15 protein-coding genes and 8 tRNA genes are annotated in these 21,071 nt (G+C 47.7%); 15 read left to right on the top strand and 8 right to left on the bottom strand.

Annotated features, from left to right (window positions below; genetic code table 11):
- The first annotated feature begins 38 nt into the window (after nucleotides 1-38).
- Both P253_RS07370 and P253_RS07365 read left to right on the top strand, forming a co-directional pair.
- Nucleotides 39-4,532 (top strand): hybrid sensor histidine kinase/response regulator, encoded by a 4,494-nt coding sequence (locus tag P253_RS07370; protein ID WP_016659334.1) that lies wholly within the window; start codon nucleotides 39-41, stop codon nucleotides 4,530-4,532.
- On the top strand, nucleotides 4,529-4,990 hold the full coding sequence (locus P253_RS07365) for a hypothetical protein (RefSeq protein ID WP_016659333.1): 462 nt from the start codon (nucleotides 4,529-4,531) through the stop codon (nucleotides 4,988-4,990). The genes P253_RS07370 and P253_RS07365 overlap by 4 nt, the downstream gene beginning before the upstream one ends.
- Before the next feature lie 69 nt (nucleotides 4,991-5,059).
- Here P253_RS07365 and dapE read toward each other — a convergent pair whose 3' ends face one another.
- From dapE to P253_RS07350, 3 genes are all read right to left on the bottom strand, one after another.
- Nucleotides 5,060-6,193 carry a succinyl-diaminopimelate desuccinylase gene (gene dapE, locus P253_RS07360; RefSeq protein ID WP_005179534.1) on the bottom strand — a complete coding sequence of 378 codons (1,134 nt, stop codon included), beginning with the start codon at nucleotides 6,191-6,193 and terminating at the stop codon, nucleotides 5,060-5,062.
- Between the two features lie 127 nt (nucleotides 6,194-6,320).
- Nucleotides 6,321-6,467 carry an entericidin A/B family lipoprotein gene (locus P253_RS07355; RefSeq protein WP_005179532.1) on the bottom strand — a complete coding sequence of 49 codons (147 nt, stop codon included), beginning with the start codon at nucleotides 6,465-6,467 and terminating at the stop codon, nucleotides 6,321-6,323.
- A gap of 100 nt (nucleotides 6,468-6,567) precedes the next feature.
- Nucleotides 6,568-7,470: a DUF1853 family protein gene (locus tag P253_RS07350; protein WP_016659332.1), complete on the bottom strand. Its 903-nt coding sequence runs from the start codon at nucleotides 7,468-7,470 to the stop codon at nucleotides 6,568-6,570.
- Between the two features lie 90 nt (nucleotides 7,471-7,560).
- On the opposite strand from P253_RS07350, the gene P253_RS07345 reads away from it, so the two are divergent.
- The 11 genes from P253_RS07345 (at nucleotide 7,561) to P253_RS07295 (ending at nucleotide 10,230) form a co-directional block, all read left to right on the top strand.
- On the top strand, nucleotides 7,561-7,950 hold the full coding sequence (locus P253_RS07345; RefSeq protein WP_005179527.1) for a YbaN family protein: 390 nt from the start codon (nucleotides 7,561-7,563) through the stop codon (nucleotides 7,948-7,950).
- Nucleotides 7,947-8,477 (top strand): cell wall-recycling L,D-carboxypeptidase ElsL, encoded by a 531-nt coding sequence (gene elsL / locus P253_RS07340; RefSeq protein WP_005179524.1) that lies wholly within the window; start codon nucleotides 7,947-7,949, stop codon nucleotides 8,475-8,477. Before P253_RS07345 ends, elsL begins: the two co-directional genes overlap by 4 nt.
- A gap of 277 nt (nucleotides 8,478-8,754) precedes the next feature.
- Nucleotides 8,755-8,830: transfer RNA gene (locus P253_RS07335), tRNA-Val, on the top strand.
- Between the two features lie 26 nt (nucleotides 8,831-8,856).
- Nucleotides 8,857-8,933, top strand: a tRNA-Asp gene (locus P253_RS07330).
- A 51-nt stretch (nucleotides 8,934-8,984) separates the two neighbouring features.
- Nucleotides 8,985-9,061 (top strand) — tRNA-Asp (locus tag P253_RS07325).
- 20 nt (nucleotides 9,062-9,081) lie between these two features.
- A tRNA-Val gene (locus P253_RS07320) sits at nucleotides 9,082-9,157 on the top strand.
- 15 nt (nucleotides 9,158-9,172) lie between these two features.
- Nucleotides 9,173-9,249: transfer RNA gene (locus tag P253_RS07315), tRNA-Asp, on the top strand.
- Between the two features lie 65 nt (nucleotides 9,250-9,314).
- A tRNA-Val gene (locus P253_RS07310) sits at nucleotides 9,315-9,390 on the top strand.
- A gap of 51 nt (nucleotides 9,391-9,441) precedes the next feature.
- A tRNA-Asp gene (locus tag P253_RS07305) sits at nucleotides 9,442-9,518 on the top strand.
- A gap of 99 nt (nucleotides 9,519-9,617) precedes the next feature.
- Nucleotides 9,618-9,693 (top strand) — tRNA-Val (locus tag P253_RS07300).
- Nucleotides 9,694-9,768: 75 nt separating this feature from the next.
- Nucleotides 9,769-10,230, top strand: a complete 462-nt coding sequence (locus P253_RS07295; RefSeq protein ID WP_005179520.1) for a DUF2750 domain-containing protein — start codon at nucleotides 9,769-9,771, stop codon at nucleotides 10,228-10,230.
- Nucleotides 10,231-10,243: 13 nt separating this feature from the next.
- Here the strand turns inward: P253_RS07295 and P253_RS07290 are convergent, their stop codons facing one another.
- The 4 genes from P253_RS07290 to yccS form a co-directional block, all read right to left on the bottom strand.
- On the bottom strand, nucleotides 10,244-11,038 hold the full coding sequence (locus P253_RS07290) for a YdcF family protein (protein WP_035363296.1): 795 nt from the start codon (nucleotides 11,036-11,038) through the stop codon (nucleotides 10,244-10,246).
- Between the two features lie 114 nt (nucleotides 11,039-11,152).
- Nucleotides 11,153-13,774 carry a PepSY domain-containing protein gene (locus tag P253_RS07285; protein ID WP_016659330.1) on the bottom strand — a complete coding sequence of 874 codons (2,622 nt, stop codon included), beginning with the start codon at nucleotides 13,772-13,774 and terminating at the stop codon, nucleotides 11,153-11,155.
- A gap of 166 nt (nucleotides 13,775-13,940) precedes the next feature.
- The gene (locus P253_RS07280; protein WP_005179510.1) at nucleotides 13,941-14,501 is read right to left on the bottom strand and encodes a YcxB family protein; all 561 of its coding nucleotides are present in this window, start codon (nucleotides 14,499-14,501) and stop codon (nucleotides 13,941-13,943) included.
- Between the two features lie 84 nt (nucleotides 14,502-14,585).
- Nucleotides 14,586-16,760 (bottom strand): YccS family putative transporter, encoded by a 2,175-nt coding sequence (gene yccS, locus P253_RS07275; protein WP_016659329.1) that lies wholly within the window; start codon nucleotides 16,758-16,760, stop codon nucleotides 14,586-14,588.
- A 135-nt stretch (nucleotides 16,761-16,895) separates the two neighbouring features.
- Between yccS and P253_RS07270 the strand changes: the two genes are divergently transcribed.
- Nucleotides 16,896-18,119: a multidrug effflux MFS transporter gene (locus P253_RS07270; protein ID WP_016659328.1), complete on the top strand. Its 1,224-nt coding sequence runs from the start codon at nucleotides 16,896-16,898 to the stop codon at nucleotides 18,117-18,119.
- 93 nt (nucleotides 18,120-18,212) lie between these two features.
- Here P253_RS07270 and P253_RS07265 read toward each other — a convergent pair whose 3' ends face one another.
- Nucleotides 18,213-18,917: a nitroreductase gene (locus tag P253_RS07265; protein WP_016659327.1), complete on the bottom strand. Its 705-nt coding sequence runs from the start codon at nucleotides 18,915-18,917 to the stop codon at nucleotides 18,213-18,215.
- Between the two features lie 383 nt (nucleotides 18,918-19,300).
- On the opposite strand from P253_RS07265, the gene P253_RS07260 reads away from it, so the two are divergent.
- Complete coding sequence (locus P253_RS07260) at nucleotides 19,301-20,554, top strand: DcaP family trimeric outer membrane transporter (RefSeq protein ID WP_016659326.1); 1,254 nt, start codon at nucleotides 19,301-19,303, stop codon at nucleotides 20,552-20,554.
- Nucleotides 20,555-21,071 lie beyond the last annotated feature (517 nt).

The following is a 21,071-nucleotide window of genomic DNA, read 5'->3' as shown; positions in this document are numbered from 1 at the left end:
AGTGCCGCTGGGCGCTGAAAACATAAGAAGCCTTAGCTATGAAAGAAATATTAAAAAATTTAGTTGAAACGACTGCGCTTCCTGAAGATAGTTATCTTGATCAAGATGCAGAAATTCTAGAAATTTTTGTTGAAGAAATTGAAGAAATCTTCGTTGAGCTAAAAGACCTGTTGGCTCAATGGGCCACGCAGCCTAACGATCAGGAAACGCTAACCACCATTCGCCGTCATTTTCATACCTTAAAAGGTTCGGGACGTATGGTTGGGGCCAAGTCGGCAGGGGAGCTGGCCTGGACGGTTGAAGATACCTTAAACCGGGTCATTTCCGGTAGTTTGACCCTGTCAGCGCAGGTGCAGCAGTTTGCAACCGCGGTGGCGAACGTCTTTGAATACAAACTTTATCCAAGCTTTAAACATGCCCAGCCGATGGCGCTGGACCTGCGTCCATTGGTGCTATTAGGACAACAATTACAACAAAATTTAAGTTCTGAACCGGCTTTAGAAGAGCTGTTACAACTGGCAAGCAGCCTAAGGTCCAGCGACAGTATCACCGGTCTGGAGTTTGATACAGCAAGTACTGATGAGCAGGTTGCTGCAGACACCGAGCTGGCTGTGGCTGATAGTGTTGAAGAAGATCCGCTAGCAGCGGAAACACTGGCCATCTTTATTGAAGAAGCGGAAGAACACCTGTTAACGGTGGATCGCTTCCTGGCACACGATGAGCTGAAAACCCAAGATTACAATGGCCTGATTCGTGCCCTGCATACCTTGCGCGGCAGTTCATCCATGGCACACATCGAGCAGATTTTTGATGCCAGCTCCAAGGTCGAAAACCTGTTCAAGACCCTGTTGCAGGATGAAATTGAATCGACCTCTAAAGAAACCGCACTGTTGCTGCAATATGCTGAATTTGTGCGGGATTATCTACATCTGTTGCCGCAGAATGACAGTGCCGGCATGGACCGGATTTATCAGACCTTCAATACTGCATGGCAGAACTACGGCTTTAGCCTGGAAGATGTTGATGAGTCAGTGAATCCGCAAGGTCTGGTATCCAAGCTGATTGAACTGAATATTGATCAGTTACTCGATGCCGAGTTCGAATTTGACCAGCGTGCGCAGGCTGAATATCCGGAATATATCCAGACCCTGAGCCATCAGGCGAAGCTGCTGGTAGAGCGTACCGATAACCGCGCCTCTCAGGGTATTCATGATTTTACCCAAGAATTACAACTGGCCTATGCGGCCTTGCTGGACAAGCCAAGCTTGTTGCATAGCGATTATGCCTTTGAATTATTTGGACAGGCGCATCAGGAATTTATCCATCTGTTTGATACCCTGGCTGCCGGGCAACGCGTCAGCTTAAGCGAGGATGCCCAGCAGATCATCAATAACCTGAGTGCCTTTGTACAGCAGGATATTGAAGCACTAAGCCCAGAAACTGATACCACAGAAGCTGTCACCGAAACGGCTGAAGCCGGTGCAGGGCTGAATCTGGCCGTATTGTCACAGCGTCTGGAAGCTGACCGTCAATACATGGACAGCGCTGAGGCCAACAAGGACTTTGATCCAGACTTGCTGGACATTTTCCTGGAAGAAGCCGAAGAGTTACTCGCGGGTATTGACCAGGATGTTAATAGCTGGAGCCAAGACCCGAGCAATACTGCTGCACTGAACAATCTTATGCGCCATTTGCACACCTTAAAAGGTGGCGCCAACATGATTACAGCCAGCCATATCGGTCTGATTGCGCACCATTTAGAAACCATTTATGAGCGCATCATTAACCGTCAGATGAGCGCATCGACCGCATTGATTCAGATTATCCGTTTGGTTCAGGACAATATTGCGGACCGTATCCAGACCATCCGTGAACAGCAGGTCGATTATCCGGCGCAAGAATCACTGGCGATTCTGGAAAATATTAGCGAACTGGCCCAAGGTCAACTGGTTGAAGCTGAATCGCTGGCAGTGGCGGCTGAAGCAACCTCTAGCGCAGATGTACAACAGTCTGATGCATCTGCACTTGAGTTTGAACTGGAACAGCCAGCACCTGCAGAAACAGCCTATACTGCGCCTGAAGATGAGCAGCCAGACACCAGCAGCGAACCGGTACTGGAAGATGCACCGACCCTGGCTGAGCAAACCATCCCTACAGATGCGGTATCTACTACTGAAAATGACGGTGAAGACAATCTGCATTCGATTGTGGAAGAAACCTTCCTGGAAGAAGCTGAAGAGCTGCTCGACACCACAGAAAGCCTGTTAAAGCAGTGGTTTGACCATCGTAGTGACCGAAGCATTTTGCTGCAGTTACAACGTGCTGCGCACAGCCTGAAAGGCGGCGCGCGTATGGCCGAAATCGAGCCGGTGGCCGTGATTGCTTATCAGCTGGAAAATACCTTTGAACAGTTCGCGGTGCATCAGTTTAATTCCAATGCCTATGATGCCTTGCTGAACACCACTGTGGCTTGGTTAAAAGAAGCCATCTTCCAGCGCGATTACAGCAATTTTGATAGCCTGAAAGCCAGCCTGGAGTCGATTGAATACGTCAATGCGACGGCGCAGCTGCCAGAACGCTTCAATACCGCCGATCTGCTGGCGCCAAGCAAAACCTTCGAATTTGTGCAGGGTGATGGTGCCGAGCCGCCATCCATGCAGGGCGAATGGAGCGAAACCGCACAGCTGGATAACAGCAATGAGATGATCCGTATTTCGGCTGATCTGGTTGAGAAGATGATTGACCTGTCGGGTGAAAACGCGATTAACCGCTCGCGAATCGAGATGGAGCTGGGTCAGCTGGGCGGTACCCTGAATGAAATGGAACTCGCGATTAAACGTCTGGCCGATCAGTTACGCCGAATGGAAGGCGAGCTGGAAAGCCAGATTATTGCCAAACATGGTGATGAACATTCACGCTATACCGACTTTGACCCGCTGGAGATGGACCAGTATTCATCCTTGAACCAGCTGTCGAAATCGTTGGCAGAATCGGCGTCGGACTTGGTGGACTTTAAGACCACGCTGGCGGACAAGATTCGTGATGCTGAAGGTCTGTTACTGCAACAGTCGCGGATTCAGGCAGAAATTCAGGAAAGCCTGATGCGCACCCGTCTGGTACCGTTCTCGCGCATGTTGCCACGTTTACAGCGGATTGTGCGTCAGACTTCATCGACCTTAAACCGTCCTGCCGAGCTGGTGGTACACAATACCGAAGGCGAGCTGGACCGGACTATTCTGGAACGCCTGATTTCACCATTTGAACACATGCTGCGTAATGCGGTGGACCATGGTCTGGAAGATGCCGCTGTACGTAAACAGGCAGCGAAGCCGGAAGTGGGCCAGATTGAGCTGAACATTGGCCGTCAGGGTACCGATGTACTGATTAGCTTTACCGATGATGGTAAAGGTATTGATGAAACCAAAATTCACGCCAAAGCCCTGAGCCTTGGCCTGATTCAGCCAGAGCAGCAGCTGGACAAGAAAGAAATTCTGCAGCTGATTTTCCATCCGGGCTTTAGTACCGCACAAGCCGTGACCCAGATTTCAGGTCGTGGCGTCGGTCTGGACGTGGTGCAAAGCGAAATTAAAGCGCTGGGCGGCCATGTCGAGGTCGATTCTGAACTTGGTAAGGGCACCACCTTCAGTATTCGCGTACCAACCACAGTGGCGGTATCCGATGCCCTGATGGTAAAAGTTGGCGATCAGCAGTTCGCAATTCCATTGGCGCAAATTGACCGTATTGTACGAATTTCACCTTCTGCACTGGAAAGTTACTTCAGCAGCAAAGATGACTACTTCAAGATTGATCAGCAAAACTATAAGTTGCGCTATCTGTCCGAGTTTGTCGCTAATCAGCCATTGCCGCGTTTAAGCAATATCGCACATTCATTGCCGGTGCTGCTGATTAAAGGCAATACTGGTCAGACCATTGCCTTACTGGTCGATCAGCTGATTGGTTCGCGTGGCCAGATTGTGATGAAACCGATTGGCCAGCAGTTTTCCAGCGTGGGCTCGATTGCCGGCGCGACCATTCTTGGTGATGGTCAGGTCTGTCTGATTCTGGATGGTCAGAATATTGCCCGTCAGATTCAGGCAACCCAGCGCATCAAGCATGTGATGGAGCCGCGTGAAGTACAGCGTCGTGATACCCGTCATCTGGTAATGATTGTGGATGACTCGGTGACCGTACGTAAGGTCACGTCACGTCTCCTCGAGCGTCAGGGCTTTGATGTGGTCACAGCCAAAGACGGTGTCGATGCGATTGAGCAGCTTGAAAATGTTAAACCGGATCTGATGCTGCTGGATATTGAAATGCCGCGTATGGACGGCTTTGAGGTGACCACCCTGGTACGCCGCCATGACATCCATCGTGACTTGCCAATTATCATGATTACCTCGCGTACCGGTGAAAAACACCGTGAACGTGCCTTTAGCTTGGGGGTAACGCACTATATGGGTAAACCGTTCCAGGAAGCAGAATTGCTTGCCAATATTGAAAACATTTTGCATAGCAGTGAGGCTAAAGCATGAGTCAAAGCAACAGCACCAGCAAAATCGACCAGATTAGCCAGCAGGAACTGCAACATCTGATTACCGTTTCGACCGGTTTTATTGATGCCTATATTGTAGAATGTCATGATCAGGAAGATATGCTGATTCCGCAGAATATTGTCCTGTCGGCGCTGGACAGTTCTACCGCAGTCGATCATGTCGAGTGGCATGATCTAAAACTGCCGGTATATCGTGTTACCCATCCAGCGCAAAATCAGGGCGTTGCCTTGGTGATTGAAGGCGATGAAATTGACCAGCGCTTTGCCCTGATGTGCAATGCCATGCCAAAAACCATCCGTTTGCGTATTTCGGAAGTGGTTGATGATGAGCGTGAAGGCCAGCATCCGGCGGTATTCCAGTATGTGCGTATGGGTGAGCAGGTATTCCATGTCCCAAATCTGGCACATATTCAGGCCAGTCTGGGTTTGAATAGCTAATTTAACAGTTGGCAACAGCTACAAAAAAAGGAACTCTACGGAGTTCCTTTTTTATGTAACAGCAAAAAATTAAGTCAGCAGGCCTTCAAGAATCTGCTCATAAATTTCAGCCAGTGGCTCTAAATCATCAATATTCACGTGTTCATTGATCTGGTGAATGGTCGCGTTCAGCACACCCAGTTCCAGCACTTGCGCACCGGTTGGCGCGATAAAGCGGCCATCTGATGTTCCGCCCGAAGTAGACAGTTCAGTTTCAACACCAGTCACATTGCGAATTGCATTTTTGGCGGCATTCACCAGTTCACCGACTGGAGTCAGGAATGGTAAACCGGACAGTGTCCATTGAATGTCATAGTTCAGTTGATGACGGTCCAGAATTTCCAGTACCCGGGCTTTGAGCTGCTCAGCAGTCACTTCAGTCGAGTAGCGGAAGTTAAAGGTCACGGTCATGGTACCTGGTACCACGTTGGTTGCACCGGTACCGGCCTGAATATTCGACACCTGGAAAGAGGTGGCCGGGAAGTATTCGTTGCCATTGTCCCAAACGGTTTCGCACAGTTCGGCCAGCGCTTTAGAGGCAGTATGAATCGGGTTAATTGCCAGATGTGGATAAGCCACATGGCCCTGTTTGCCTTTCACGGTTAATACCGCATTTAATGAACCGCGACGGCCATTTTTGACAATATCACCCAGACGATGGGTGCTTGATGGTTCACCGACCAGACACCAGTCCATTTTTTCATTACGTGCTTCCAGGGTTTCAACCACCTTTACGGTACCGTTAATGGATGGGCCTTCTTCATCTGAGGTAATTAAGAACGCAATTGAGCCTTTATGATCTGGATGTTTGGCCACAAAGCGTTCTGAAGCCACCACCATGGCTGCCAATGCCGTTTTCATATCGGCACTACCGCGGCCATAGAGCTTGCCATCACGAATTTCTGGAGCAAACGGGTCAGAATGCCAAGCATCTAAACTACCGGTAGGGACCACATCGGTATGACCGGCAAAACAGAACACCGGGCCTTCTGTGCCTTTACGTGCCCAAAGGTTATCGACATCTTCAAAACGCATTGATTCAATGTTGAAGCCAATCTTTTTTAAGCGTTCCGCCATGATGTCTTGGCAGTTATGATCAACAGGTGTTACGGAAGGTTGACGTAATAACTGTAAGCTGAGCTCGAGCGTATCTGAGTGGTTCATGGCTTTGGAATCATGCAAAAAATTTGCCCCTATAATAGGGGAATCATGCCGAGAAGGGGAGTTTTAAATATAAAAAAAACCTTATCAGGAGATAAGGTTTTTGCCGGGAATTTGCATTGAAATTTGATTATTGACGGATTTCGTCCTGAGTTTTTTCAGCCGTATTACTTACCGCATTACCTGCTGAAGAGACATCTTCACCTAGACCTTTTACTGTATTACAACCAGTCAGAACAAACATCATTAGTAATGAAGTCGCTAGAATTTTTTTCATCATCATCTCCGTATCATTAAGCATAAATTATTCTGATGTGAAAATTAGAGTAAGAAATATACAGCCAAAAAAATATAGTGCTTTGATTGTGGTTGAGTAATTAAATGTTGTTCAAAGATAGGCTTTTAGTCCAATAGTGCTGATAACAGGCATCCATCAGCACCGGGTTACGATACATATAAAATGCTGACTGATCCTGATTCAGATATAAGCCATTGCTCCAGAATGCGTTGGCTGAACTGCTTGGACTGGCATGTGGGCAAATCCATTCATGCCGTTGCAGTCGGTAAAAATCCTGATGATTTTTCGGCAAATGCTGGCCCCAGGTGCCAATTCTGCGCTCGGGATTGACCCAGTCAGGAAGAGCCTGTGCAGTAGCATGTTCAGGCAGATACAGCTGGCCTTTTAACACGGCAAAGCGCTGTTGAATGGTATGACCTTGGGCCTGCTGAAACTGAAACTGCTTTTGGGTAAAGTGGGTTAACTTGCGTAATAAGGTGTCGCTGCGGTTCAGCCCATACCAGTAGGGCAGACTCAAATCACGTTCAGCCAGATAATATTTGAGCGCCACTTCCCAATGTTCAACTTGCTGGTGGTCATGGTTTAGCAGCAGAAAATCGAGTTCGCCCGTGGTGCGTGGTCCATCAATTATCTGAATGCTATGTCCGAGCAATTCATAAGGATGATAGTCACGCTCGGTCAGCCAGAACCAGAGCAGCATTTCAAACCGCAGCCCTAGCCGGGTACTTTTGAGCTGGCTTAAAAAATCTTCCAGTGCAGCCGGATGCTGGTCTAAATGCTTCAGCCGGCTTTGATAATGATCAAAGTGCTGCAACCAGCAATCTGTAGGATGAAAATCAAAGCCATAACGCTGCTCCAGTGCTGGTGGCAGCTGCTGTAAAATGTTGGGACTGGCCACGCTAAAGGCCAGTTGCCGCACCAGCGGATTGCGGAAATTTAACCAGGGTTCAGCAGAAATATCAGTAAAGGTGTTAGGCGACATCAGTAAATCCATGGTTAAACAGCAGAATTACAACGAAGAAAAGTTTAAAAACGCTTTATACTAGCGCAATTCGACGGGTAGGGTTGCGGTATGAGAGTATTGTTTTGGCGAAGTTTGGTGGTGATTTTTGTCATCCTCGGCTTCATTGGTGCAGTGTTGCCCGGTATGCCAACAACAGTCTTTCTGATTTTAGCGGCCTGGGCCGCGTCCAAAGGCTGGCCGCAAATGGATGCCTGGTTGCTGAACCATCCCAAATATGGCCAGACCTTAAGAGACTGGCGTGCCAATGGCACCGTACCGCGTAAAGCCAAATGGTTTGCCACCATCATGATGCTGATCAGTGCCTGCATCATGTTACTTACCACGGCTCCGCTGGCCGTCAAAATTTTTACCAACCTGACCATGTTTGTGGTGGCAATCTGGTTATGGCTACGTCCTGAACCTGTTGTTGTCACTCCACCAAAGGTAAAGCAAGAATGATCTATCCTCTACATGCTGCGGATATTCTGGTCGATTTATCTGAGCAGACCTTATATCTGCCAAAACACAATAAACTGTATGTGGTGTCTACCGGTGAAAAGGGCATTGGTGAAGCGGAAAATAGTGGCAAAACCCCGCGTGGCTGGCATCAGGTGGCCCTCAAGTTTGGTGCAGATGCGCCGGAAAATACCGTGTTTATTGCCCGTCAGCCGACGGGTGAAATTTATGATGATGAGCTGGCCGAACAGTTTCCTGAACGTGACTGGATTTTGTCCCGTATTTTATGGCTATCAGGGCTGGAGGATGGTTTTAACCAGGGCGCTGGCTGTGACACCTTTAAACGTTATATTTATTTGCATGGCACGCCAGATACTGAACCGATGGGTATTCCCAAGTCACATGGCTGTATCCGGATGCGCAATCGCGACATTATCGAGCTGTTCGAGCTGATTCCAGAACAGGCATTGGTGTATCTGTCTGAAGAGCGGCTGGATTTTAGTCCCTTGGCCATTGAACCCCAGCCATAAGACTTAAGCCTGAATTTTACTGGCATTTTTCACAGGGAAAAAATAAAAATGTGCAGGCGAGCAGGGGGGTAATTGCAAGAAATTTCTTCTATTCCCTAGTGGGCTAAAAATAAAATTTTTTGAATAAAGTCAAATAACATACAGAATTTGTTTGTTTTTCTAGTGAATCACTTATTTTTTAATCACTCAGTCATAAAAAAGTGAAAACTGGCAGAAAAGCGTTTGACAGGCGGTAAAGATTCTCTATAATGCACCTCACAAACGATGAAGACGTTAAGGGCGCTTAGCTCAGTTGGTAGAGCGTCTGCCTTACAAGCAGAATGTCGGCGGTTCGATCCCGTCAGCGCCCACCAAGCCTTTACGTTAAAGATTCTTACGTGCAGCGGTAGTTCAGTTGGTTAGAATACCGGCCTGTCACGCCGGGGGTCGCGGGTTCGAGCCCCGTCCGCTGCGCCACTTAAGCTTCTTTAATATTCGTTTGAACCACAATAGTGACTTTGTGTAAGTGCAGCGGTAGTTCAGTTGGTTAGAATACCGGCCTGTCACGCCGGGGGTCGCGGGTTCGAGCCCCGTCCGCTGCGCCATTTACATAAAACGCTTTTGAGGGCGCTTAGCTCAGTTGGTAGAGCGTCTGCCTTACAAGCAGAATGTCGGCGGTTCGATCCCGTCAGCGCCCACCATGATTCTTTTGCGATGCAGCGGTAGTTCAGTTGGTTAGAATACCGGCCTGTCACGCCGGGGGTCGCGGGTTCGAGCCCCGTCCGCTGCGCCATCTCAAAGAATAGCCCTATAAGTTTCCTGAGCTTATAGTGGAATCAAGATTGACAATCTTAATCAGGGCGCTTAGCTCAGTTGGTAGAGCGTCTGCCTTACAAGCAGAATGTCGGCGGTTCGATCCCGTCAGCGCCCACCATATTCAAGCTGTAAAGCTTAAAAGACCTTAATTGCTTACGCAATTACCGTTGCAGCGGTAGTTCAGTTGGTTAGAATACCGGCCTGTCACGCCGGGGGTCGCGGGTTCGAGCCCCGTCCGCTGCGCCATTTTTCATGCCCTGATGTGAAAAATGTGATCAATTACCAAGACTACACACTTCATTGGTCTTGCGTCGTAAAAAATAATATATTATTTTTTACTCTTCAGGGCGCTTAGCTCAGTTGGTAGAGCGTCTGCCTTACAAGCAGAATGTCGGCGGTTCGATCCCGTCAGCGCCCACCATATCTTTCTTGCCTAAATCTTAAATATTCCATAGAATCCCAGCATTATAAAACAATAAAATGGACTGGATGATCTATGCGCAATCCATATCAACGCAAGGCCGCGTCTAAATCTCAAACTTCAAGCTATAACGTTCAAGATATTTACAAACAGTTTATTGAAATTATGGTCAGCCAGGGACAAGTGTTTGCGCTGTATCATGACGGCTGGGCCTTATGTGCCACACCCACCGGACAGCGCGCTTTTGCGGTCTGGCAAAATAAAAGTCTGGCCAAACTGCTGGTCAAAGACAACTGGGAAAATTACGATATTCAGGAAGTCAGCTTTAAAGATTTTATTGAAAAAGTCCTGCCATTTTTAAGGCAGGAAAGCACACTGGTGTCGATGAATCTTAGTCCTGAAGGGCAGAATGTGCTGGTAGCACCGGAAAAGCTGCTGCTGGATATTAAAAACTATCTTTACCAGATTTATCTGCAAAAACCTGAAGTCTATAAAAACCTGCAACTGCCTTCGCCACGTTCCATTCGCCTTAATTAATATTTATTGGGTATTAATATTCATTGAGTAGCCAACCACTTACATAAGCAAAATATTCGCGTAACCAGGAGTTATAGCGAATATAGAGTGGTGTAGGAGCGCTATAGGGCAAGGGCTGCTGATAGCCCTGTTTGCGGGCAATCGCCAGTGCACGCGGTAAATGAAAATCACTGGTCACCACGGCAATCGGATCACTGAGCTGAATATCGTGTTGTACCAGCAAGGCCTTGGAATTGTGGAAATTCAGAGCGGTACTGGTACTGCGTGCTTCCAATAGAATTCGTGTTTTCGGAAGATGATGCTGCTCTGTTAAATAGTGCGCCATCACTTCGGCTTCGGTCCACTGATTCCCAAAAGCGGCGCCACCACTGACGATAATGGGAATTTGTGGCAGCTGCTTGGCCAACGTGGCACCTGCATTTAGGCGTTTGGCCAAGGTCGGCGTCGGCTGGTTGTGCTGGATTCCCCCGCCTAAAATCAGAATCGCCTGCGTATTTGGATTGGGTTGGCTATGCAGGCTTTGCCAGTGTAAGTAGCCAAAGAACAGCGCTACACTGAGTAGCCAGATCCAGAAAGCACCCCATACTAAACGCCAGCCTTGTTGATAGATCGGGCGCTGTCGAATCCAGCGCTGTAGCAGAACATAAGCCAAGGCATAAATGAACAGTGCTGCACCGAACAGCATCGGCAGCAGGGTACCAAAATGAAAGCTGTTCAGACTGAGCAACCACAGACCATTGGCCAGTAGTAGAATTGCAGCCATCAGGCTCAGAAGACGTTTCAGTGGGGCGTGGCTGTGACTCTGCATGGCGGAATGATCATAAATAGCGTGATGTATCTGCAGATTATAAAAGATCAAGATGAAAAAACCGGACATCAAGTCCGGTTTTTTCAATTTTAGTTTTCAGCAAGTTAACTAAACTTAGTAGACATCACGGCGGTAACGGCCTTCACTGCGTAACTGATCCACCGTCGCTTCACCAAGCAGTTCAATCAGGGTCTGGTCAACATCGCTGGCCATACCATCAATACTGCCGCAGACATAAATCACGGCACCTTGCTCAATCCAGCGTTGCAGTTCTTCGGCCTGTTCACGCAATTTATGGTGTACATAAACTTTCTGTTCCTGATCACGCGAGAAGGCCACGTCCAGACGCTGCAACATGCCGGTGCTTTGCCATGCAGACACAATAGTTTCATAGAAAAAGTCGTGCGCACGCTGACGTTCACCGTAAATTAGCCAGTTCTGGGTATAGTCATGACGGATGCGTGCCTGTAACAGACTCATCAGTCCGGCAATACCAGTCCCGTTACCAATACAGATGATTGGACGGTTGTCATCTATCAGGTGGAACGATTCATTGGTGCGAATACGCAGGGCAATACTGCTCTGTAGCGGCGCATGCTGGGTGAGCCAGCCCGAACCAAGGCCCAGTTGACCTTGGGCATCGGATTGCTGACGGACCACCAGACGCAAAATCTGCTGCGATGGAATGCTGGCAATCGAATATTCACGTGCAGGCAGGGTCGGTAACTGTTCCAGTAAATGCTCCAGATTGGCAAACGGCTCGATTTCAACCGTCAGGTCTTTGTCCCAGAGTGCCTGTTCAATCGGTTCACCGGTCGAATCTAGCAGGGTACCCGGCTGAATCTGATGCTGTTGTATGAAGGCTGCCAGACGCTCAGGACTGTTCCCTGGCTGGATTTCGGCAATATCACCGGCTTCCCAGTGTGCTTCGTGTTGCGGCGCCAGCTCGATATTATAGGCCGGTGCCCCCAGACTGTTCGGATTGAGCAGATCACGCTGTTTCAGAATCCAGCTGTCAAAGGTCTTGTGAATGTCCATGCCTTGCAATTCAAGCTGGGTGGCTTGAGCTAGTGCTGTATTCCAGCGTTGGATATCTTCATTGCTGGCATTGTCCACTTCAATGGTGGCAAACAGAGGCTGCGCCTGATTGCGTTGTAACCACTGATCAATTTTATGACCAAAGCTGCAGTAGCTGTCCGGATATTCCTTGGAGCCCAGCGCCAGTACCGCATAACGCAGATGCTGTAAATTGGCCGAGCTGCTCAGGATTTTCTTGTCAAAGCTGGAGGCTAAATCAGGTGCTTCACCGGTACCATAGGTACTGGCTACAAACAGCACCTGTTCTACCGATTGCAGATCTTCCAGACTCAATTGCTGTACCGGTTTCACGGTCACTGGTTGACGCGCTTCCTGCAAACTGGTCGCAGTACGCCAGGCCAGCTGTTCCGCCACGCCGGTTTGGGTTGCATAGGCAATCAGCCACGGTTTGGCATTTGGATCAACCGTGACGGCGCTTGCGCTATTCCGTGCTGCCTGGGTCAGTTTCTTCTGCTTGAGACGTTTCAGATACAGCATCCAGCCGGTGACAAAGAACAGCGGCATCAGCAGGGAAGCGACCATGGCAAAGAACTGGTACACCGGACCAAAGAAGCTGCCACGGTGAACCGGTAACATGCTGCTCATGATTTTTTCATTGAGTTTTTTATCTTCATACAGGCTGATGTCGGTGAGGCTGGCCGTCTGATAGTTATAGGTTGCACTATTGCGGGCACGTTCATGCTGCGGTACTGCATCGACAAAGTTCAGGCTGACTTCACCATTGGCCTGTTTGGGCAGGTTCAGGGTCATGGTTGAGTAGTCACGTCCCAGTTGTGCCTGTACGCCAGTCCAGGTCTGGTTCAATACCGCCTGCATTTGCAGCGAATCCAGTCCTTCCGCACGCTCACCACGACCTTCACGCGCAGCACCTTCGCCACGTTCACGGCCTTGCGGCGCACCACGCTGACCTTGCGGCGCACCACGCTGACCTTGCGGCGCGGCATTGGCCTGCATTTGCGGTTGTGGACGCTCTACGCCCAGCACCTTGAACATGCCATTACGCCACCAGTCATAGGACCAGTACAGACCGGTACAGGCCAGAATCAGGTAGAAAATCACCACCCAGGTGCCGACAACGGCGTGTAAATCCCAGATGAAGTTCCGGCCTTTAAGTTTCGGCTTCACAAAGAACCACTGTTTTACCGAATGCTTTTTCGGCCAGCGTAGATACAGACCACTCAAGACAAAGAAAATCAGCATCAAGGCACAGGCGCCGGTAATCTGCTTGCCGACAGGGCCAACGGTCAGGTTACGGTGTAACTGCTGGATAAACTGGAAAAATTCACGGCCTTTAATCTCGGGTAACACTTCTGCGCTGTAGGGGTTAATCAGCACATTCTGGCCGCGACGTGCGCCTTCTTTGGCAATATTGACACTCGAAGATGCTGCCGGATCGGAGGCGATAGTAATGCTATTAATTTTGGTTTCAGGTTGAGTCAGCTGAAAATGCTGATAGATTTCCGCCGGGGTGAGCTTGGCCCGGTTTTCGACCTGCACGGTATAACTGTCCGGATTCATCCATTTTAGAATTTGTTGTTCATAGGAATAAATCGCACCGGTAACACCCATCAGTGCGAGAATCAGGCCTGCACTAATTCCAAGGAACCAGTGCAGCTGGAAAAATATTTTTTTAAGCATAGCAATACAGCAGCAGTGTGAAGAGAACAATGGGCGAAATTATAACTGAAGAATAGCGAGATGGAATAGAGTTTGAATATAATATTTATTCTCATTATCATTTAGATTGGTACAAACCGGATAAAAAAACCTCCAGCAGGGTGGAGGTTTTTTTGAGCTTACAGGCTTAAAGCTGTTTTGGCTCACCTACAGATTCAAGCAGGTGCTTACGAATGGTTTTAAAAGAAAAGTTTTTAGAATCCAGACGTTTTGGCAAGATATAAGCGCCTTGCTGACCTTTGACGGTAAAGTTCACCAGAATGAAATCCGGGGTAGAATACCATTCATAAATGTCTTTCCAGCTAATCGCGCCCATGCCTTCTTGCAGGCCCATTTGCTGACGCATGATGATGCCATGCGGTTGTACGCCTAGACGGATGCCTTTAATTTCCTGTACCGGAAATTCATTCATTTTGCGTTTGGCATACCATTCCAGACCGAATTTACGGATCAGGAAGTACAGCACCACACAGACCAGAGCCACCCAGCAGAAAATGGTGGAATAGTTCTTGATCAGGATAATCCCCAGAATAGACAGGGCTGTAATAATGCCCATGATCGCCCAGGCTTTGGTGCCAATTTTGTTGGTGCTACGCCAAATTAAAAGCTGGGCATGACGTTGCTCGGCTTCGCTAATGTCGTAGTTCACAGGCTGTAAAGTATAAGCGTATAAATTTTTCGCGGTCATAGTGGAACTAACAAATTTCAAACTCAGAAAAGTTTAGCATTAATTACAGCATTTCAGGAGTCTATTGTTGCAAAATCATCCGAATTATAACGAGGCCAGTTCGGTGGCATTCTGATCACGGTCATGGCTTAAACTCTGCTTCAGCTGACTCAGTTGATGCAGGATGGTCAGCATCAGCGATAACTGCTGCAAAATAATCAATCCCTGTTGATCTTCCTGATGATTTTGACTTAAACGCTGCCGGATGGTATGCAGCATATTTTGCGAAGACAGATCCGGTACTTCATCGTTCAGCAAGGCACCGCGAATATCTTCCAGCGCTTTATCCAGCAGGGTTAAAATCTCCGGATCTTCAATTTTTTCCCGGTGTGCGCCCAGCGCGGCAATATAGCTGATAAAGGTATGATTCAGGCACAGCAATTCAAAAGCCTGGGCTTTTTGCGAGGCATCAAAATCCGGCTCAGTGGCCAGGGTAGAAATGAGCGAGGCCAGTTCGGCATCGGTATTATGCGCTGCACGGCGTACCACGCGATAGGTCAGGCCGTTATTGCGCCCGGTTTTGTATTGCTCGACCACTTCGGTCAGATAATCACACTGCGCATTTAAGGCACGGCGAATGGTGCGCGGTAAACGGCGGAATTTCCAGTCCGGGAAAATAAAGCTGACGCCAAACCAGGCCAGTGCACAGCCAATTAAAGTATCAATCATACGCGGCAGGGCGGCGGCAAAGCCCATGCCATCGAGGTTAAAGTTAATCAGCGCCAGAATGGTAATAAAGGCGGTGGCTTGGGCATACTGCTTACTGCGTAATTCAAAGAACAGAATTCCGCTGACTACCAGCAGCAACAGCTGACCTTCGACCGACGGAATAAAATATAAGATGCTATAACCGACCAGAATCCCGACCAGGGTGCCGACAATCCGCAGGCGTAAGCGGCGTTTGGTGGCGTTAAAGTTGGGTTGGGTCACAAACAGTGCGGTCAGTAAAATCCAGTAGCCGTATTCAATATTGGTGACCTGGACAAAAATATAGCCAATCAGCAGCACCGCCGATAATCGAATGGCATGCCGGAACAGCACCGATTCCGGAGTTAAATGCTGCTTGATGCGGATGACCATATCATCCCAGCCTTTCAGGTCATCATCTTTAAGCTGGTTTTCAATATGTTTGGTTTTATCCAGCTTGATATAACGCTCGGTTTCCAGGTTGCGTAACTGCGCGTCAATAGATTTAAGGTTCTGATACAGGGCAAACAGGGCATTGACCCAGACCTGATCATACTGCTGTTCGCTACGCAGCTTTTGCAGCGAATGTTTCAGGTTTTCAAAGGCATGTTTAAAGCGTTTGCTGTGAATATAAGGTTCACGCTTCAGGATACTTTCGCTTAAATCTTTACAGGCTTTGCCCTGAATCGCCAGAATGCGCTGGAAACGGAACAGAATGTCGCTGTGCTCAAAAATTTTGGCCAGTTTCTGATAGTCAATATGCGCAGAGTCGGCACGTTCATGAATATCCTGGGCAATAAAATAATATTGCAGGCTGCGGCGGGTATCTTTCTGGCCGCGGTCACCTTTTAAACGGGTCAGTAGCGCGGTTTTCAGTTCATTAAACAGGCCAATCAACTTGCCGTTTTCCATTGACAGGTCAATCAGGCTTTGCTGATAGCTGCCGGGTGTCATATCGACATCAAACAGATTGGATTTGGCAAACAGAAAATCGCCTAACGAGGCATAGCTTTGCGAAAGTTTGTCTTGTAGCTGCCGTACCGGAAACAGTAAAAAGCTGATGGTGGAAATCAGCCCGTACCAGACTGCACCAACCACCAGCAAGGCTGGCTGGGTGTACCAGTCTTCAAACAGGTCCACACCGAGCATGGCATAAACCGAAATCACCAGACAGCCATAGGCAATGGTGGCATAACGCCGGCCCAGAGAACCGAGCAGAATCAGGCCAATACAGGAGATAATCAGGCCAATGGCAAACAGCACCGGATGTGGAAACAGCAGCTGAATGGAGGCGGCGGTAATAAAAAAGCCGATATAGGTATAAGTCTGGTTCAGGATTCTTAAAGAGAAGCGGTCATCAATATCGCTTAAACCGGCTGCGACCACGCCCAAGGTTAGCGGAATGGTGGCCAGCTGATAGCCGAGCAGATAAGGAACAAAGGCGGTGCCGGCAAAGGCGATCATCATCCGGATGTTATAGATAAAGGCCGTGTTGTAGGCAATGTGTTTGAGACGTGTGAGCCAGGATTTCAAGACTGTTCCTTAAACGAAGCCAGATGCTATGCAGCGGGCAGCAATTATGTGAAACTTCACTTTCAGTACCCTGAAATAATACTATGGACTGTGTACCTTGTCTTTAAATCAGTCATTTAAAAAAGAAATATGAATATGTCCGATTCCCATGCCAGTGCAAGCCCGCAGCAGCAGTATCCATCTTCCTGGATTTTACTGCTGGCATTGCTGACCTCGCTTGGTCCGCTGTCGATTGATATGTATCTGCCGGCCTTGCCCCAAATGGCAGATGATTTTGGCGTCAGCACGCAAATGGTGGCCAACAGTCTGCCGGCTTATTTTCTGGGCCTGGCAATTGGACAGTTAATTTATGGTCCTTTAAGTGACCGGATTGGCCGTAAAACCCCACTGTATTTTGGTTTGGGACTGTATTTTTTGGCCAGTCTGCTCTGTGTTTATGCCCAGGATGAATGGAGCCTGATTGCGGCGCGGGTGTTGCAGGCCTTAGGGGGCTGTGTTGGGGTGGTAATTGCCCGTGCGGCAATTCGTGACCGGCTGGATATGCAGGCCTCCGCGCAGGCTTTTTCCAGCATGATGATTGTGACCGCCATTGCGCCCATTATTGCGCCGGGTCTGGGGGCGATTGTGCTGAGCTTTTTTGACTGGCAGGCGATTTTTGTCTGTCTGGCCATCATGAGTTTAGTCTGCTGGTTATGTGTTCATTTTTTCTTTCAGGAAACCTTGCCGCCAGAGCGCCGTCTGAAATTGAATTTCTATCAGGTGCTGACCCTCTATCTGGCGATTTTTAAGGACCGCAGTTTTTATTTACCGATGATTGCCGGCTGTTTTACCGGTGGGGCGATGTTCTGTTATATCAGCAGTTCTGCCGCTGTTCTGATGGATGGTTATGGCCTGAACCAGCAGCAGTTTTCGATTGCTTTTGGTGCCAATGCGGTCGGTATTATGCTGGTCTCGACCTTAAACAAGCATTTGGCAACCCGCAGTTCTCTAATGACCCGTTTAAAAATAGGCGGTACGGTGCAGGGCACTGGCGCGCTAATTCTGGTCATCGCCGGGCTGATGAGTCATGCCCCGATTGTTGTGGTTTTTGCCGGGCTGTTTTTAGCCGTGGCCGGAATTGGTTTTACCGGCCCCAATGCCATGGCGTTGGCGATGTCGGAGCAGGGTGCCCGTGCCGGTACAGCCAGTGCGATTATGGGCAGTATGCAATTTAGCTGCGGTTTAATTGGCGGCTTAATGTTGAATGTACTGATCTGGGATGCTTTATTAAATATGGGCAGTGTGATGCTGCTGTTTATTCTGATTGGGGTGAGTGCGATGTATATCATGCATCGGGAGCGGAAATTAAAAACAGCCTAACCCCGATTCATTCTTATAAATAAAAAGAAGAAACCCGGGCGGTTTCTTCTTTGCTCTTTAAGCTGTTGCAGCGTGAGGGCCAGAGCTAAACAATTATTCTATAAACACGGCAAATTCTTCGACCGGTACCCGTGGGGTAATAAAGCTATTTACAATATGCTCAGGATCGGCATAACCCAGGGCCATACCACAGACCAGTTCTTCATCGGCCGGGGCGTTTAAGACCTCCAGTACAATGCGATGAAAACTATTCCAGGCGGCTTGTGGGCAGGTGTCCAGCCCGCGTGCCTTGGCGGCAATCATCACGTTTTGCATCATCATGGAAAGATCCATTTTCGAACCAATTTCCAGGTCACGATGCAGGGTGAAAAACAGGCCTACCGGTGCATCAAACAGCTGAAAATTACGCAGATGCTGCGCGGCCATCTTCTGTTTTTCGCCTTTTCCAATATTGAGCAGGCCATACAGCCCCCAGCCATTTTCACGGCGCCGCTCAATAAACGGCGAGAACCATTGTTCCGGATAATAGGAAAAGGTGGCCTGATAATCGGCCGCACGTTCAGGATGTAAATACAGTTCAGTTTGTGCCTGACAGACCCGATCAATGAGTTCCTGACGCTTTTGACCGGTCACCACATACACCTTCCACGGCTGAATATTGGTGCCGGATGGTGCGCGGCTGGCCACGCTTAGAATATCTTTAATCATTTGCGGATCGACCGGCCGATCTAAAAAGGCGCGCACTGAATGACGCGAGCTAATGGCCTGATCGACCAGTTGTACTAGTCCTTTATCCATGAAAAATCCCTTAAAATGTTTATGTTCTAATCAACTGTTGCTATATACAATAGTCTAATATTTAACCGGGTGGGTAACTTTTGCTTTTCGATAAAACTATGATAATTCGATATTTTTACAAACGAGAATTAGAAAAATTGATCAGTCCTTTATCCTTATACGTTAAAAGTGATTTTAATAAAATAAATTAATTGTTAGATTGAAAGCATAAAACGATTACAGTTTTGTGTAATTCTTATCGATAAGACTTTTAATTATTTGATAAATAGCAAAAGTGTGATGATTAAATGACATTTAAATCAGGGATGCTTGCCATCTGAGTCAGTATTTAAAATGTCTTAAAAGAGCACGGATGCGCATTATTTTTTACTCTGGAGAAACCCATGGATCGTAAAATCCAAACTTCACTTATCACAAAAACATTAGCGGTCGCAATTACAGCAGCAATGGCGTCTACGGTACAGGCGGCAAGCACTGAACAACAACAAATTCAAGAATTACGCAAGGAAGTACAAGCACTCAAAGCTTTAATTCAACAGCAGCAACAGGTTCAGCAACAGCAACAAGTCCAGATTCAGCAAGTTCAGGCGCAACCGGCACCTGCAGCAAAATCGGCTTCACCATTTTCCTTAAAGTCGAAGGGCGGTGCTGAAGTCAATCTGTACGGTTTTGTGCGTGGTGATGCCAACTATATTGTTGAAGGTGCAGACAATGACTTCAACTCGGTACATACCAGCACAGGTGCTGCTAAAGACAAATTACGTGCAACCCCAAAAACTACACGTTTAGGTCTCGATTTCTCTTCACCAGTAGGTGACCGTAAAGTGGGCGGTAAAATTGAAGTTGACTTTGCTGGAACCAACGATGCATTACGTATCCGTCATGCATATTTAACGCTGGACAACTGGTTATTGGGTCAAACTACCTCTAACTTCCTGTCAAACCATGCACCAGAAATGATTGACTTTGGTACCAACGTCGGCGGTGGTATTACCCGTATTCCACAAGTGCGTTATAGCCATAAACTGGCACCAGCCACTCAACTGCTGGTTTCTGCTGAAGAAGGGGATAGTTCTGGTACAGGTTTAACGTATCGTTTGCCAGTGTTAACTGCTAAAGTCACTCAAGGTTTTGCGAATGGTAAAGGTGCAGCCTCAGCACGTGCTATGGTTGAAAATTATAAATCAACAACTGCAAATGATGATAAAACAGGTTGGGGTGTAGCTGCTGGTGCGCACTATCAGGTGACAGAACCTTTAAAAATTTCAGCAGATGTCTCTCATGTAGTTGGCAATAGTAATTATTTATATGGTTCGAATACGGCTTACAGTTTAGACGGCAGAAATATTGAACAAAATGAGTTTACTGCTTTCCAGGTCGGTGCAACCTATAAGTTTGCGCCAAACCTGCGTTCAACACTCGGTTATGGTGCTATTTTTGCAGATGATGGCACAGACTACGCAGCCTTAAATGAAGATGCAAATAAAGAAGTGTATCAAGCATGGTTAAACTTCATTTATTCGCCAGTAAAACCGGTTGATTTGGGTATTGAATATATCAACGGTGAGCGTGAAACCTTTGCAGGTGAAACGTTTAAAGACAACCGTTTTGGTTTAATGGCACGTTATAACTTCTAAGTGCTGAACCCAAAAAGAGGTGGCTTGCCACCTCTTTTTTTTATTTACCAATTTTAAAAAAACAATTTTAAATTCAGTTGCTTAAATTTATAGTTAAAAGCAATAAGTTAGACTAATAGCGAATAGCGTTAAAAAAATAAAGATTTTTAGAGAAAAAGATGCATAATGTGCGATTTTTTAAGCTGTATTGTTCAGCTTTTTCTATGAATTAAGATGTATTTGTTGGCTACATGAAGCAATGCATTTTCTATGTTTAGGAGCCTATATGAGATTATCTTTCTATAGTAAGCCTATTCAGAGATTTCAGCCTGACATTACCCTGCCACTGAAGTGTCTGTATTTTATTTTTCACTCCCTCTTTTTCAGGCAGTGCCGGTTGATATGAATTTGAGGAGCGACGCTGAGTCTTGCGCTCCAGCTCAGATGCTTCTTCGCCAACTCAGAACTTTTTCTGATTTACATTATTCATATTGCAGAGTTTTCCCGTTTATTTAAATTAAACAGGGCAGCCTTATCA

This window comes from Acinetobacter indicus CIP 110367 (genome assembly GCF_000488255.1).
GTDB classification, from domain to species: domain Bacteria; phylum Pseudomonadota; class Gammaproteobacteria; order Pseudomonadales; family Moraxellaceae; genus Acinetobacter; species Acinetobacter indicus.
This window is presented reverse-complemented; position numbering and strand designations above follow the sequence as displayed.